We start from the raw sequence: 15,325 nt of genomic DNA on the forward strand, positions 1-15,325 counted from the left end.
TAGCTTTTTTATCTTAAAAAGCTAAATTTACAATTATATACTTTTGATAATTAGTAAAAGTATATATTATATGTTAAAATTATGATATAAAAATATATTTTGGGGGATAGTTCTATGTATGAAGAGACTTGGAATAAGTATGTGAAAGGATTGAAATTTTTATTACCATTCATTTTGGTACAGGTGTTGTTTGAAATTATTAGTTTTAAAATTTTTAATAATATAGGAGTTGATAAATATAATTTTATCACAGAAGGGGAAAATTTAATAAGAAACTCCATAGGAAGAAATATTAAAGAACTGATAACCGGAAACTTAGCATTAATTATATTTTCTTTGCTTGTTGAACCATTGTTTTATTCATTTGTGATGATAATTATGAAAAAATTAATAACTGATAAAGACGTTAATTACACAGAAGATTTTAAAGTAAGTTTAAGTTTTTATTTAAGGTATTTAGGATTAACTATAATTATTGGTGCTATTTTATTAGGAACGATGCTTTTAAGTCTTTTTGCTATGGTGGTTATATTTGTATTTTTTTTAATAATTATTTTAGTAATATATCTTGCTATAGCAGTAACTCCATGTAGTGCTTATTTAATATATTATGATACAACACCAGAAGAAGCTTTAAGTAAAGGAATGGCTTTAGGAAAGAAGTATTTTTGGAAAATATTATTATTAAGTATTATAATGGGGGTACTTAATAGGTTTATAGATGTAGGTCCAAATGCTAGCATTATAGGTTATGTAGCAATAGCTTTTATAAGAACAAGTGTGAAATTTTATTTACTTATGTTTACTATGAATATTTGTAAAGAAGAAGAAATAATAGAAGGATATTAATTTATAAAAAAATCATGTCATCTGAAAATTAAAAGATGGCATGATTTTTATTTTCCCATATATTAATTATGGGAGGGAGCTTTATGAAAAAGATGGCAGATGCAGTTTTTGAAGGAGGAGGGATAAAAGCAGTAGCTTTTGCAGGAGCACTAAAGATTATGGAAGATAGAGGATTTACATGGAGAAATCTAGCAGGAACTTCCGCAGGAGCTATAATAGCTTCTCTTGTTTCTGTAGGATATACTGCAAAAGAAATTCAAAGTCTTATTCAAAATATAGATTATAATGATGTAGTAAAAAAGAGAGGAATTACAGTACCGGTAATTACCCCAGCAATTAATTTAATAGTAAATAAGGGAATAAATAAATCAGATTATATAGAAGAATTTATAGACAAACTATTATACGAAAAAATGAAAAATAAATTAAAAGAAAAAAGAAAAGTAAAGTTTAAAGATCTCATTATTCCAGGGGAAAATGATATATTGATTAATAATTCTAAATACAAAAGAAAGTATAAGCTTCATATAATTGCAGTAGATGTCACAAGAGAAAGGATGCTGATACTTCCTGAGGATATAAGATATTATGGTATGAATCCAGATGAGTTAGATGTTAGTTTAGCAGTAAGGATGAGTATAAGCATTCCTATATATTTTAAACCAGTAGTAATAAAAAATATTTTGGATGGGGAAAAGTATTTTATAGTAGATGGGGGGATTTTAAGTAATTATCCTGTATGGATTTTTGATGTAAATGGAGAACCACAATGGCCTACTATAGGATTTAAATTAACAGATACAGAAGAGAAATGCAAAAAAAACAAAATGAATACTATAGTAGGTTTTTCAAAAGCACTTATAGAAACTATGTTAAAAAGTGAAATTGATATGAATGTTATACAAATGAATAATTTAAGAACAATTGAAATTGATACTCTAGGTGTAAAAACAACTGATTTTAAAATGTCTAAAGAAAAAATGATGGAACTATACGTATCCGGGGAAAATTGTGCTGAAAAATTTTTAAATGATTGGGAAGAAAATTATAGTGTATATTTAAATTTAAGAAAAGCTTACTCTAAAAGCATATAGACTAAATAACTGTTACACATAACCATTGATAATAAATAATATATTAATATGAAAGAGATAATCTTTAATTTAGGGGGAACATTATGATATATGTAGATAATGCAGCAACAACTTATCCAAAGCCTAAGGAAGTATATAAAGAAGTCTTAGAGTGCATGGAAAAATATGCTGCAAATCCAGGGAGAAGTTCACATGATATGGCAATAAAGTCTCAACGAAAAGTGTGGGAAACAAGAGAAGCTATAGCAGATTTTTTTAATATAGATAATCCTTTAAATATAGTATTTACATCTAATGCCACAGAAGGGTTGAATATAGGAATTAATGGAGTACTAAAATCTGGTGATCATGTAATAAGTACAGTTATAGAACATAATTCTGTATTAAGACCCTTGACTAATGCAAAAGAAAAAGGTGTTGAAGTTACATTAGTTGATGTGGATAAGTATGGAAACTTAAATATAGAAAATTTAAAAAAACAAATAAAAAATAACACAAAACTTATAGTAATAAATCATGCTTCTAATGTTTTAGGAACTGTACAAAACATAAATTTAATAGGGAATATAGCTAGAGAAAAAGAAATATTATTTATGGTAGATGCATCACAAAGTGCAGGAATTTTAGACATAGATGTAAATAGGGACAATATTGATTTATTAGCTTTTCCAGGTCATAAAGGACTTCTGGGACCTCAAGGGACAGGGGGATTGTTTATAAGAGAGGCAGCTTTGGCAGAACCATTAAAATATGGAGGAACTGGAAGTAATTCTAATTTAATAACTCAGCCAGAATTTGCTCCAGACAAATTTGAAAGTGGAACATTGAATGTCCCAGGCATTGCAGGATTGTGTGAAGGAATTAAATTTATAAAAAAAGTGGGAAGAGATAATATAGAGAAACATGAAAAAGAGCTAATAGAATATTTACTAAAAGAATTAAAAAAACTGCCTTATATAAAAATATATGGATATGACTCTTATAAGAATAGATGTGGTGTTGTATCTATTAATATAGATAATATAGACAGTTCACAAGTAGGATATTTACTAAATAAAAAGAATATAGCTGTTAGAACTGGATATCATTGTGCTGCATTAATACATGAAATAATAGAAAGCAATAAATGGGGAACCGTAAGAATTAGTCCAGGATATTATAATACTTTTAATGATATAGAACAGGTAGTTACAGCAATAGTAGATATATATAATGCTAAATAGGGAGGTTTCTTGTGAATGATATAAGGGAGTGGGCAAAGGAATATTGTATAAAGAATAATATAAAGTATAAAGACTTATTATATAAATCTTTAAAAAATTATAAGAATTATATAGAAAATGATTGGAAGCTGGAAGATTATATAAATAGCAAAAACTTTAAACAAGCAGTGAAAAAATTAAATAGTTTGCTTAATGAAAATAGTGATAACTGGATTTTAAGAGTTATAAATAATTTTAATGATAAAGTGAATTATTGTGATGAGTATAAAGAATATTTAAGAGAAAATATAATAAATGGACAATGTGAATTATTACAGATAAAAAAAGGAGATATAATAAAGGCCTATTGTATAATAAGTTATGAGGATGATAATTATGGTAAATATGCATTTTTGCATAAAATAAATTTTATAGAAAAAGCAAATATGGCAGATTATAAACTAATAGAAGAAAAAATTATCAAGTATATTAAAAGTAAATCTATTATGTACATGGATAGGATTCTTATAAATGCAGACGAAGAAGATATAAAAAAAGCAGGATATTTTTTATTAGCAGATAATGTATCTGTGAAATTAAATGCATTTAGTAATAATAGCGAAATAGATTATAAATATGAGCAGTGTGATAATATACCAGAAAATTATTATTGCATTTCTAATACAATGCCCTTACGATTAGAAAAAAAATTAAATCAAAGTTATAGATTGTGTTTTAAAAAAGGAGAATTTTATATATCCTTTAAAATTTTAAAGGATAATAGCTTAGTTAATATATATATAAATAATGATAGTAGAAATAATGACTATTTAGTAGAACTATATAATACAATAAGAAGTTTCATGTTTAATAAGGGAGTAAAAACAATATACACCTCAATACCTAAAAAGCATATAATATTAATAAATAAAGACTTTGAAATTACAGGAAATATCCTTTGGATTAGAAAGAGTATTTAATCTAAAGTGTTATGGGAGTGAATGTGGTATGGCTTACTATAATAATGATAATAAGGAGTATATTGTTGTATTTCAATCCTACAATGGAGCAATTTACTTATATAATAAATTACTAAGAGAGAGATGTAAGGCAGAAATTATATCAACTCCTTGCAGAATATCAGCAGGATGTACCCAATCTATAAAATTTAAATGTGAATACATGGATATAGTTCAGAAAAATCTAAAACTATACAATATACCTATAAAAGGAATATATGAAATAGTAAAAAGTAATAAAAGATTCAATTATGTGAAAATTATGTAAAAAACAAGTGTAAAAATAGAGTTTCAAATTTTATATGCTCCCCTTATGGCAACAGTTTTTGTTATTTAAACTGTCTATCACAAGGGGAGCATTTTAATTTAGGAAACTCTATTATATTTTTAATTCTTTTTTTAATATGTCCAATATCTTATTGGTACGGCTACTCCAGCTATTATTTTCAGCGGTTTTTATTCTAAGGTTAATTAAATTTTTATCATTTTCATTTATAGCTAAATTGATATGCTTTTTAAAGCTATCTTTACTATTAGCAATATAACATAAATTAGAAAAATTAACTACTTCTTTCATAGCAGTACTCACAATAGGTTTTCCTGAACTCATATATTCATATAATTTTATAGGATTACACGCATTAGTCATGCTATTTATTTGAAATGGTATTATGCAACAATTAAAGTTGTTTATATAGTAAGGAATATATTCGTAATTCTTAACTCCTAAAAAATATACATTGCTTCGGAGTATAGGAAAATTATTTATATTGTACAAAGGACCTACAAAGACAAAATTGTGACTTGAGTCTTTAACTATATGATTTATAAGATTCCAATCTAACCAAGAGGCAACTGCTCCCACATAGCCTACTATCTTTTTATTTTTTGGTAAATCACGAGGAGTGAAAGTTTTGGATTTAGAAAAGTTATCTAAATCCACTCCATTATTTACAAGATAAACTTTATTATGCATTCCTTTAAATTTATCATATAATTGTTTGGAAGATGTAAATACTATATTAGCTCTGGAAAGCATGGAATTTATATGTCCAGACCAAGATGAAAATTCATGAGTAGCATCATCTACTACATCATATATTACATAATCATGTGGTATTTTATCAATATTAGATACTTGGTCAGGAGAAGAACACCAAAGAATAATAGGTCTGTTTAGATATTTAGAAGTAATATTATAATTTGCTCCAATTATATTTAAGTTATTATTTTCTTTTTTTATATAATTGCCTTGTTTTGACTCTATATAATAAACAGTATGTCCTTTTAGGCTTAGTTGTTTCATTATTTGTTGAGGTCTCTGAACCATCCAATTATAAGGAACCGTGGGCATTTGAATAAAGGTAACCATACTTATCCTCCTATAATTAGTTTTCCCATATATTTCTTAGTTTCATTTCTTTTATAAGGGAGTCTATTTTATTATTGTAATTATGATATAGAGAGCATTGAAGCTGTCCATTTTTAGCTATTTTAGTCCTATCTTTTTTGTGTTTTAAATAATATTCTATATATTTTAATGTGTCATTAGAGTTTCTACACCATACTAAATGCTTTTTATTTGTAAAGTATTTTTCTAATGAAGGAACATATTGAGATAAATAAAATCCACTACAACCCATTACTTCAAAAGTCCTCATACTCATCATGGTACTAGAATTACCTACGGAATGAAGTCCCAATATTATTTTTGCAGTACTATATGCATTAGGAATTTCTTCATAATTACAATATCCACCATAAAACTTTTTATCTAATATAAATTTTTGATTATCATCAAACCACCAATCATTTCCATATACTTTTAAATCATAGTTTCTTTCAATTAAAGGTTTTAACATTATGTTATTTCCATAAATTCTAGTTGCATGCCTTGAATAATTGTTACCTATAAATATTATGTCATGGTCAAATTTTTTATCATATATGCCGGATTTATGAAAAGTGTCGTTGATTCCAAACATCATAAACATGGCATTTATCCCATAGCGTTTATAAATAGGAATACATTCTATGGATGTAGTTAATGTTAAGTCTGCATTTAATGCATGAGGTAAGGAAACAGACTTAAAATCTACAGGATCCTCTATAGCCCAATAGATATATTTTATGTTGCTGATTTTTATCTTATATAGAAAAGCATTTATATTATTTATAATACACATACCTGCATTAAAAATCGCATTGGGTTTAAATGATTCAATTTCTTTTACTAAAGTGCTGAAATTACCATTTGATATATCAATATATAATTGACTATATTTAACTTCTATATTTTTCTTTTCCATAATAGGGCCTATTCCATATTTAACCAAGGGAGAATCCTCTAAAAATAGTATCTTCATAAGATGTACACCTCCATATTATTTATAGTATTCTTTTTATATAATTTAAGTTACTGTAAAAAAATCTGATACCACTTTTAAATAGGCATCAGATTTTTCTTTATATTAAATTACAATAACTATCATAAAGAGGGGATACACATTTATTCCAATTAAAGTTTTTTGCTATATAATGAGAAAGGTTCACATTGTTATCACTTTTTAATGCTATTTCAATTGACTTAAATATACTATCATAATCATAGGGATTACAATATATAGCCATGTCTTTAAAATATTCATTTGCACTTCCCTCTATAGTAGATACTATATTACAGCCATTTATAGCTGCCTCTAAAGAAGATAGGCCAGGAGTTTCCACATAAGATGGAAGGGCATGAACTTTAGCAGATTTATATATATTATAAATATGGTGATTATTTATAAAGCCTAAGTAATGAACATTATTAAAAGCTATGCATTTATTAAAATAATCTTTATCATTAATACTGCCTGCTAATAATAATTTAACTTTTAATTTATTACATATTTCAGCTAAAGCTAATTGATTTTTCCTAGGGCAAATTCTTCCAACACATAAAACATGATTTTCTAATTTATTTTCACTATCAATATTAGAAGAAAAAGACTTTGATTTAGGGATTTCTATACCATTATAAATAACAGTATATGGTAATGGAACTTTGAAATCTTTTTTTATAAGCTCTCCTTCAATAATACTATTTGGATACATCATAGTACAGGAGTTCAAAATTTCTTTTCTATAGGGATCACACTTTTTCCAAAGACTTATACTTTTAGAATCATGTATATAATTATAATATTTATTTAAATTCCAATATATAGGGGAAATAACTATAGGTTTATTATAAAATTTAGCTATTTTATAGTATTTATATGTTTCTCCCATTCGAGTTAAATTAAATAAGTGTATTAAGTCATAATTAGAATAGTTGGTTATGTTACCATTATTAATATCTATGTTGACTTTCATATTACGTAAATATTCTGCTGTTTTTAATAGTTGCATAGAATCTCCGGCAAAATTTTTTAAGTAGTCATTTCTTATACAAAACAACACTTTCATATAGGGAGCCTCCAAATTTTATATTATTTAAACTATAAAATTTAAGGAGCTGAATGTTACCAGCTCCTTAAATATTAATTTTATAGATAAAGTGTATTTTTTATAGTTGACAATTTATATCTTCATACTGTGGTGGGAAGAAATCCTCTGGGAATGGAGTTTGTGTAAAATCTAAGAAAATTTCACAAACATCTTCTGGAACAGGGCCAGTATAATCTTCACATTCTGGAGGTTCTGGGCAATACCCAAATGCAGGAATTAATAATTGAACCTCACCAACAACTTTTATTACTATGAATACTCCAGCTGCAAATACGATGTCTTCACCAGATATAATAGGAGTATTTAGTAAGTTAGTTCTTGTTTCTAAGACTATATCGAAGTTAAATTCATCACGAGATTTTGGCATAAACATAATAATATCTTTTGATATTGGAAGTAAAGATGTTTCTAAAGTTGAACCATTGTTATATTTGATAGTTACAGGAACATCAATTGTAAACTGTACTCTAGAAAAGTTAGGTCTTTCATCTAAAGGAGTTACAATTAGGCTTCCAGGAACTATTGTTCCATTACCAAATGTTACACTTTGGATACTATCAAAGGTAGTTCCAACAGGTGGTTCTATAACTACGTTATTTTGGCAATCCCTTGATTGGCAATGAGAGAATACTTTATTTGCAAGTATGCATACTGATTCAGTTATATCGTCTAACTGATAACTATCTGTTAAGTCAATAGGATCTCCAGGAGAAATTGAAGTACCTAAATATCCTGCAGCAACATCAAAAGGAACATCAGCTAATCCAATAGAGCCTTCCACAGTTTTGGTTGCTATATCTATTATTGTTAATGCTCCACTACCATTAGTAGCTAATAACTTGGTAGCATCTGGTGTAATAGCAAGCCTTATAGGTTGAATTGTAGGAATAGTTGTTGCAGATACATCATAATTTAATGTATTAATTAAAGTAATGTCATTTGATCCATTATTAGCTACAAATAAAGTTGTTCCTATCATTGCCAGTCCTTGAGGATTTGAGCCTGGGGTAAGAGGTATAGTTATTATTGTAGTAAAGGTAGTTAAATCAATAACTGATATTGTACTATCACCTGTATTGCTTATAAAGGCTCTCTTACCGTCTTCTGTAATTAATATATAATTTGGATTTAATCCTACAGGTATAGTTGCTATTGGATTCAAAGTAGAAGTACTAAATATTTTTACTTTATTATTGTCTAGAACTAATAATTTGCTTCTATCTGGTGTAACTTTAAGGAATGTTTCGTCTATAAAGCCAGGTATGGTTCCAAGTAATAAACCACTAGCTGTATTGTATATGCTAACTTCTGAACTATTTGATACATACAATTTTCCAGATATACCATCAACCTCTATATATCCGTTGTTTGGTATAGGTAAAGTTCGTATGGTTCCATCAAAACAAAGTATAGAAACTACATTATTGGTATAACTCGCAACATATGCAGTATTGTCATTTGATAACACTACTTGATATGCTCCAAGGCCTACAGTATAAGTTTGCACTATGTTGTTAGTAAGACCGTCAATTACAGTTAAAGTGCCTGCAGAAGGGCTGGATACGTAATATCTTATTCTTTTAGTAACATCTGCTACTGGCATAAATTTTACCTCCTCATGGATAAATATTTTTTAAATTAATAAAATGAATAATTTTATACAAGAATATACTTAAAGCGTATTTTATTTCTACACTTATAATATATGTTAATTTCTGAAACTTGTTATTGATTTTCCATATAAAAATTAATAAAATTATAAATTTTTACATATAAATTATTAAGAAGAAAAATATAGCTATTACTATAAAATTGGAGGAATATTTTAATGATATATAATAATAAATATTATTTCTTACTTAGGGATAGTAAAGGAATTTACTATAAATTTTCATTATATAATAAGATATTAAATATAGAAGAATATGATCATAAAGAAAAAATAAAAAACACTTCTTTGGATGACTATATCATTGACTATTCTGTAGATATAGATGAAAACAATAATATTCACATATTATATGTATCTTTAGATGGCAAAATCAAATATAGACTATATAATTCGCAAAAGGAAGTAATTGTATCAAATATTAATTTAAAAAATTATAATATCAATTTTTTAAGTTTAAAAATTTTATCTTCAGATATACATATCTTTTATATGTTATGTAGTAAAATTAATACAAAATATTGGAATGTATTTCATAGTTATTGGACTAATAATAATTGGTGTATAAAAAAGATTGGGGATATTTATTCTAAAAAATATGTATATCCATATATAATTGACTGTCATAATGACAATTTGTATTTTTTTTATTCTCCAGAATGTAATGGAAAGTACAAAATTAAAAAGTTTAATCTTACATTTAAAGTATGGACAGATTTAGATAATAATATAAATATAAGATCACAATACAATGCTGCTTTCTTTGTAAATAATGAAGGAATTGCAATAGTTTGTTATAATGCAATTATAAATGATAAGCTTATTCTTTTAATGAGATATAGAAATTTAGAAGGTAAAAATTGTAGTGTTAATTGGTCTAAAGATATAGTTATAGGTAGTGAACTTTTAAGCCCAATATATCCATCAATATTTTGTAAGAAAAATTTATGTTATATTATGTGGAAAGAAAAATCAAATATAGTATATAGAAAATGTGAAGAGTTAAATAAGTGGGAAGGGAAAAAGGTTATAAATACAGGTACTGGTAGTATAGGAAACTTTATTTATATAAGTAATAATAAAAAAGATGAATATCTTAAGAATAATTTTATGTTATTATCTATGGAGAATATTACTAAAGAATTCATTGAACTTAATGATAGTGTAGATAAAAATAATAACCTAAATTATGAAAAGTTTATTCCTTTTAATATGGAAAGTAATTCACTTAAGGGCATAGGAACTTTAAAGATTGGTGATAGTATGAATGTTATTAGTGATACCACAAATAAGGTAATTGAAAGTGAAATAGAACTAAAAGATAATTATATAAATCAACTTTCAAAAATTATCAATGATAAAAATAGATATTTAATTAATATAAAAAATGAAATAGAGAATTTACAAAGTAAAATTCAACAATCATCAAAATGTGAAGATGGTTTAAAAGCAGAAAATGGTGCTTTGAAAGAAGAAAATATTACTTTAAAAGAAGAATTAAAACAACTAAAGAATACTCACCAATCAGCCAATGAAAAGAATTTTATTATAGAAGATTTGAATACTAAAATAAATAATTTATATTCAATTTTAGAGACCAAGGAAAATATTATATCAAATTTAAAAAGCAAATTGGAAATTTTAGACGAAGATAATAAAGAAAAAGATGAAAAAATATCATCTTTAGAAGGAAAACTTAATAAAGGATTATGGAAAATATTTAAATCTTAAATAAATCTTATAGTAATACAAAAATATAAAAATTCATAAAAAATTTAACCATTTTGACACATTTGACAAAATATATGTTGTATTATATATATAGAGAGCTAAAATTCTAATTGCTAAAAGGACAAAATTTTAGGAAGGTGAAATGTACATGCTATTAGAAACAAAAAATCAGGCTTATTCTAGAAGAAAAAGTAAAGCACGTAAGAGAAAAATGCAAAGAAGAAGAATTGCTATCTTATCTTTAACTTTTCTTTTTATAGGCGCAGTATTAATAGGGGGAGGTAAGGCTTTTTCAATATATAATACAGTTAAAAAATATGAGAATTTAATTTATCCAGGAATATTTATAGAAGGAGTAAATGTAGGAGGGAAAACTAAAGAGCAAGCAATAGATTTGTTATCACAAAAATATAAAAACCAAAATAAAGCAAGAGATATTGTCATAAAAACATCAAATAATGAATATAAATTAAATTTTTCAAAACTTAATATAGAGTACAATTTTAGTGATGTAGTAAATTCAGCTTATCTTCTTCATAAAAATGACAAATTTTTAAAAAAATATGATAATATAAAAAATCCTAAAAGTGAGGATATGAACTTAAAATATAAATACAGTACTAGTAAAATAGATGAATTTATAAAAAACATAGAAGAAAAAAACAATATACAAGCTAGTAATGCAGAAATAACTAAAAGTCCATCAGGAAATTTTATTATAAAAGGGGAAACTTGTGGACAAGTTGTAGATAAAGAGAAAATAAAAAAAGAAATAGATAAGAATATGGATATTAGAAAAAAAGACAATATAGTTATAAGTTCTGTAATGAAAGAAGTAAAGCCTCATATTAATTCTCAAGACTTAAAAAAAATAGATACTAAAATATCTACATTTACAACTGATTTTGCTTCTTCAAACAACAATAGAGCAACAAATGTTGATCTTAGCACTAGGGCAATCAACGGTACAATATTAATGCCAGGAGATACATTTAGTTTTAACGAAGTAGTTGGTCAAAGAACTGAAGAAAAAGGGTATAAGCCCGCTACAGTTATAGTAGGAGATAAGTTCGTGGATGACTTTGGGGGAGGAGTTTGTCAGGTGTCTTCAACGCTTTATAATGCAGTAACAAGAGCTAATATATTACCTAAAGAGAGAACTCATCATACAATAGCTTCAACCTATGTGCCACTTGGAATGGATGCAACTGTGGATTTTGGGAATATAGATTATAAATTTGGTAATACTTTGCCGTATCCCATATATATAGAAGGAATTATATATAATAGAAAATTAACTTTTAATATATATTCAAACAATGCTCTAACTGATAAAAAGTATGATTTAATTAATGAAATAAAGGGAAATAGAGTTAATGTATATAAAGTAACTTGTAAAAATGGTAAAGAAATAGACAAACAGTTGATTAGTAGTGATAGTTATAAAGATTAAATGAAATATTTTCCAATAGATTTTATTCTAAATTATGGATATAATATATATGAGGTAGGTGATATTTTGGATAAAGAAATACTTGATATTTTAAAATTAATTCAAAGTGATATGAAATCAATGCAAAGTGATATGAAATCAATGCAAAGTGATATGAAATCAATTCAGGGCGATATAAAGAAATTAGATAGTAAAGTGGAAAATGTTGAAAATAACACAGATAAAAATACACTATTACTTGAAGAACTGAACAAAAAAGTGAAGGTTGTTGGAGAAGTACAAACTTCATTTGCAGAACAATTAGATAGAGAAAAAGGCAAAGAAGAAAAATCTTTAGATGATAGATTAGAAGTTATAGAATTAGCAATTAAAGATACATCATCAAGAGTGAAGGAAGTTCAAAAAGAATTGGCTAGAGTCGTAAGAAATACAGCAGAAAATTGGGCAGAGATAGTGGAATTAAAGGTAATAAAATAATTTTAGGCTGAGAACGGTAAATTATAATAGATGAGATTAATTACTATGGGAGATAAACTCCTGTAGTAATTTTTGTTTTTCTGGGCATTACTAAATAATGAGGTTATGTAGATTTACTATATGTTTTACACCTTTGTTTTTAAGTCATCACATACAGAAAGCCAGAATTTTGTAGAACGTAAGCACATTTGTATTTACACAAATCTGTTTACGTTCTCAAAGTAGTAGCTATAATTCATTGCATAGACTAGCAATGGCCATAGGAGAATTCCATTTTCCACATTTATCTCCAAAACAGCCTAGTACTTTTTCATCACCAATTATTTTTACAACTTCGCATCCATTGCCGCAGCCGGTACATTCAAAACTTTTAGAGGAAAAATTTATAGCCGATATATTAAAGCCTTTAAAGTAGGTTTTTCTTTTTTCTTTTTTTATAGTTTCCATAGCGATTATAGCAGCCCCTATAGCTCCCATAACTTTATGATTCTCGGGGATTATAAGATCTAATCCTAAAGCATTTTCAAAGGATGCCTTTATCCCCTTATTAGCTGCAACTCCACCTTGAAAAAATACAGGGGCTTTAATTTCTTTACCTTTACCTACGTTATTTAAATAGTTTCTAACTAAAGCATCACATAATCCGTTTATTATATCTTCTTCATCATAACCTAATTGTTGTTTATGAATCATATCTGATTCCGCAAAAACAGCACATCTTCCAGCTATTCTTATAGGAGTTTTAGATTTTAGTGCATAATTTCCAAAGGATTCTATAGGAATATCTAATCTTTCAGCTTGCCTATCAAGAAAAGAGCCAGTACCGGCAGCACAAACTGTATTCATAGCAAAGTCTGTTACAATACCATTTCTAAGTATTATTATTTTAGAATCCTGCCCACCTATTTCTATTATAGTCTTAACATCTTTATTTAAGTGTAAAGCTGCTACGGCATGAGCAGTTATTTCATTTTTAACTGCATCACCTCCAATGATAAAAGAGGCAATATGCCTACCACTACCTGTGACTCCTACAGCTTTTATATCAGTGTGTTTATATTTATCTTTTAATATTTTAAAGCCTTCCTGTATAATGTTTATAGGCTTACCTTTAGTTCTAAGGTAAAGACTTTCTACTAAATTTAAGTTTTCATCTAAAAGTATAATATCTGTGCTAACAGAACCAACATCAACACCCATGTAATACATTTTCTTTTCTCCTTTCAAGTAAATCTAAAAAAGCTTCTATTCTAGTTTGATAACCTCCCTCTCCGGTCATTTCATCTACTACTAAAGTCATAATAGGAAAATCTTTATCTTTAGATATATTAGGAAGTATGGATTTTGAAACTATCTCTGGCATACATCCCATAGGTAAGATTTGAATTGCTCCATCAAATCCTTGTTCTTTGGCAAGAACTGCTTCCCCTATACATTCTTTCCCAAACCCACCTATGTAGTAGGGAAGATACTTCTTTGAAGCCCTTTTTATGTCTAAGGAATTTAACTTTACTGGAGTTAAAACAGCATTTTTTACCCACCAGCTAGGGTATAAGAATCGTTTAGATGAAATTCCATAATCCATAAGTTTATCCTCTATATAGATGTTAGAAAAAGGTTCCATTAAAGTATATATTTCTCCAATTATGGCGACCTTTAAAGGAGTTTTAGATTTGTTTAAAGTTATATTATCTAAAAGAGCATTATATTTTCTAAATAAAGAAATCATTTCATCAGGTTTTTTAGTAAGAAGAGCTTTTCTTTTACATTCATTTAAAGCCCTTTTAAAGTCTCCTTTGTTTACCTCATAGCCTGTTAAAAGTCTAGCTTTTTGCTCTATTTTATCTATTAGATTTATAACTTTATATCCACTTATCAAAGCATTTATTTTTTCTTTATTATTTTTATCACTTTTAATAGAAACTTTATTTATTCTATTTAATAGTTCTTTTATCCCTATATCTTTAGGATAATCTAATACTATAAAATTTATATTATAGCCTAGTCTTTTTAATATTTTCATGTGAAGTTCTGAGTACTCTCCAAATCTACAGGGGCCACAGCTTCCAGGTATAAGTATAGTATCTGCCCCATTTTCTATACTCTTAATAAAACTTCCAAGCATTATTTTAAATGGAAGACACATTTCCTCAGGAGCATAATAAGAACCTATTTCTAAAGAGGTTTTATTGCTTACAGGAGGCAATATGTAATCTATATTTAACCCATCAAAAATTGCTTTTGCAGCAAAAGCTGTATTACCAAGATGGGGGAAAGTTATAACCATAATTAACAACATCTCCTTTCTTTTTAGTAGATGATTTCTTAATATTTAT

At 26.8% G+C, this 15,325-nt stretch carries 14 protein-coding genes; 8 read left to right on the top strand and 6 right to left on the bottom strand.

What is annotated here, in order from left to right:
* Window positions 1–114 precede the first annotated feature (114 nt).
* From J2Z24_RS02790 to J2Z24_RS02810, 5 genes are all read left to right on the top strand, one after another.
* Window positions 115–849: a hypothetical protein gene (locus J2Z24_RS02790; protein ID WP_035147774.1), complete on the top strand. Its 735-nt coding sequence runs from the start codon at window positions 115–117 to the stop codon at window positions 847–849.
* 83 nt (window positions 850–932) lie between these two features.
* The gene (locus tag J2Z24_RS02795; protein ID WP_051593231.1) at window positions 933–1,943 is read left to right on the top strand and encodes a patatin-like phospholipase family protein; all 1,011 of its coding nucleotides are present in this window, start codon (window positions 933–935) and stop codon (window positions 1,941–1,943) included.
* 83 nt (window positions 1,944–2,026) lie between these two features.
* On the top strand, window positions 2,027–3,166 hold the full coding sequence (locus tag J2Z24_RS02800; protein ID WP_035147775.1) for an aminotransferase class V-fold PLP-dependent enzyme: 1,140 nt from the start codon (window positions 2,027–2,029) through the stop codon (window positions 3,164–3,166).
* Between the two features lie 11 nt (window positions 3,167–3,177).
* Complete coding sequence (locus J2Z24_RS02805) at window positions 3,178–4,125, top strand: hypothetical protein (RefSeq protein WP_035147776.1); 948 nt, start codon at window positions 3,178–3,180, stop codon at window positions 4,123–4,125.
* A gap of 28 nt (window positions 4,126–4,153) precedes the next feature.
* On the top strand, window positions 4,154–4,432 hold the full coding sequence (locus tag J2Z24_RS02810; RefSeq protein ID WP_035147779.1) for a putative Se/S carrier protein: 279 nt from the start codon (window positions 4,154–4,156) through the stop codon (window positions 4,430–4,432).
* Window positions 4,433–4,543: 111 nt separating this feature from the next.
* Here J2Z24_RS02810 and J2Z24_RS02815 read toward each other — a convergent pair whose 3' ends face one another.
* From J2Z24_RS02815 to J2Z24_RS21235, 4 genes are all read right to left on the bottom strand, one after another.
* On the bottom strand, window positions 4,544–5,536 hold the full coding sequence (locus J2Z24_RS02815) for a glycosyltransferase (RefSeq protein ID WP_035147780.1): 993 nt from the start codon (window positions 5,534–5,536) through the stop codon (window positions 4,544–4,546).
* Window positions 5,537–5,552: 16 nt separating this feature from the next.
* Window positions 5,553–6,530, bottom strand: coding sequence for a CgeB family protein (locus J2Z24_RS02820; protein WP_035147782.1), 978 nt, complete (start codon window positions 6,528–6,530; stop codon window positions 5,553–5,555).
* 100 nt (window positions 6,531–6,630) lie between these two features.
* A complete protein-coding gene (locus J2Z24_RS02825; protein ID WP_035147784.1) occupies window positions 6,631–7,617 on the bottom strand; it encodes a glycosyltransferase family 4 protein in 987 nt (328 codons plus the stop codon).
* A gap of 100 nt (window positions 7,618–7,717) precedes the next feature.
* Entirely contained in the window at window positions 7,718–9,262 is a 1,545-nt protein-coding gene (locus J2Z24_RS21235; RefSeq protein ID WP_207714643.1) for a beta-propeller fold lactonase family protein, read from the bottom strand.
* A gap of 225 nt (window positions 9,263–9,487) precedes the next feature.
* On the opposite strand from J2Z24_RS21235, the gene J2Z24_RS02835 reads away from it, so the two are divergent.
* The 3 genes from J2Z24_RS02835 (at window position 9,488) to J2Z24_RS02845 (ending at window position 12,989) form a co-directional block, all read left to right on the top strand.
* On the top strand, window positions 9,488–11,059 hold the full coding sequence (locus J2Z24_RS02835) for a hypothetical protein (RefSeq protein ID WP_035147786.1): 1,572 nt from the start codon (window positions 9,488–9,490) through the stop codon (window positions 11,057–11,059).
* Window positions 11,060–11,207: 148 nt separating this feature from the next.
* On the top strand, window positions 11,208–12,512 hold the full coding sequence (locus J2Z24_RS02840) for a VanW family protein (RefSeq protein WP_051593232.1): 1,305 nt from the start codon (window positions 11,208–11,210) through the stop codon (window positions 12,510–12,512).
* A 66-nt stretch (window positions 12,513–12,578) separates the two neighbouring features.
* Window positions 12,579–12,989, top strand: a complete 411-nt coding sequence (locus J2Z24_RS02845; RefSeq protein ID WP_156950230.1) for a hypothetical protein — start codon at window positions 12,579–12,581, stop codon at window positions 12,987–12,989.
* 228 nt (window positions 12,990–13,217) lie between these two features.
* Here the strand turns inward: J2Z24_RS02845 and J2Z24_RS02850 are convergent, their stop codons facing one another.
* Together J2Z24_RS02850 and J2Z24_RS02855 are read right to left on the bottom strand one after the other, a co-directional pair.
* Window positions 13,218–14,198 carry an acyl-CoA dehydratase activase gene (locus J2Z24_RS02850; protein ID WP_035147793.1) on the bottom strand — a complete coding sequence of 327 codons (981 nt, stop codon included), beginning with the start codon at window positions 14,196–14,198 and terminating at the stop codon, window positions 13,218–13,220.
* The gene (locus J2Z24_RS02855; protein WP_035147795.1) at window positions 14,179–15,276 is read right to left on the bottom strand and encodes a 2-hydroxyacyl-CoA dehydratase; all 1,098 of its coding nucleotides are present in this window, start codon (window positions 15,274–15,276) and stop codon (window positions 14,179–14,181) included. The genes J2Z24_RS02850 and J2Z24_RS02855 overlap by 20 nt, the downstream gene beginning before the upstream one ends.
* Window positions 15,277–15,325 lie beyond the last annotated feature (49 nt).

This window comes from Clostridium tetanomorphum (genome assembly GCF_017873215.1).
Lineage (GTDB): Bacteria > Bacillota > Clostridia > Clostridiales > Clostridiaceae > Clostridium_AO > Clostridium_AO tetanomorphum.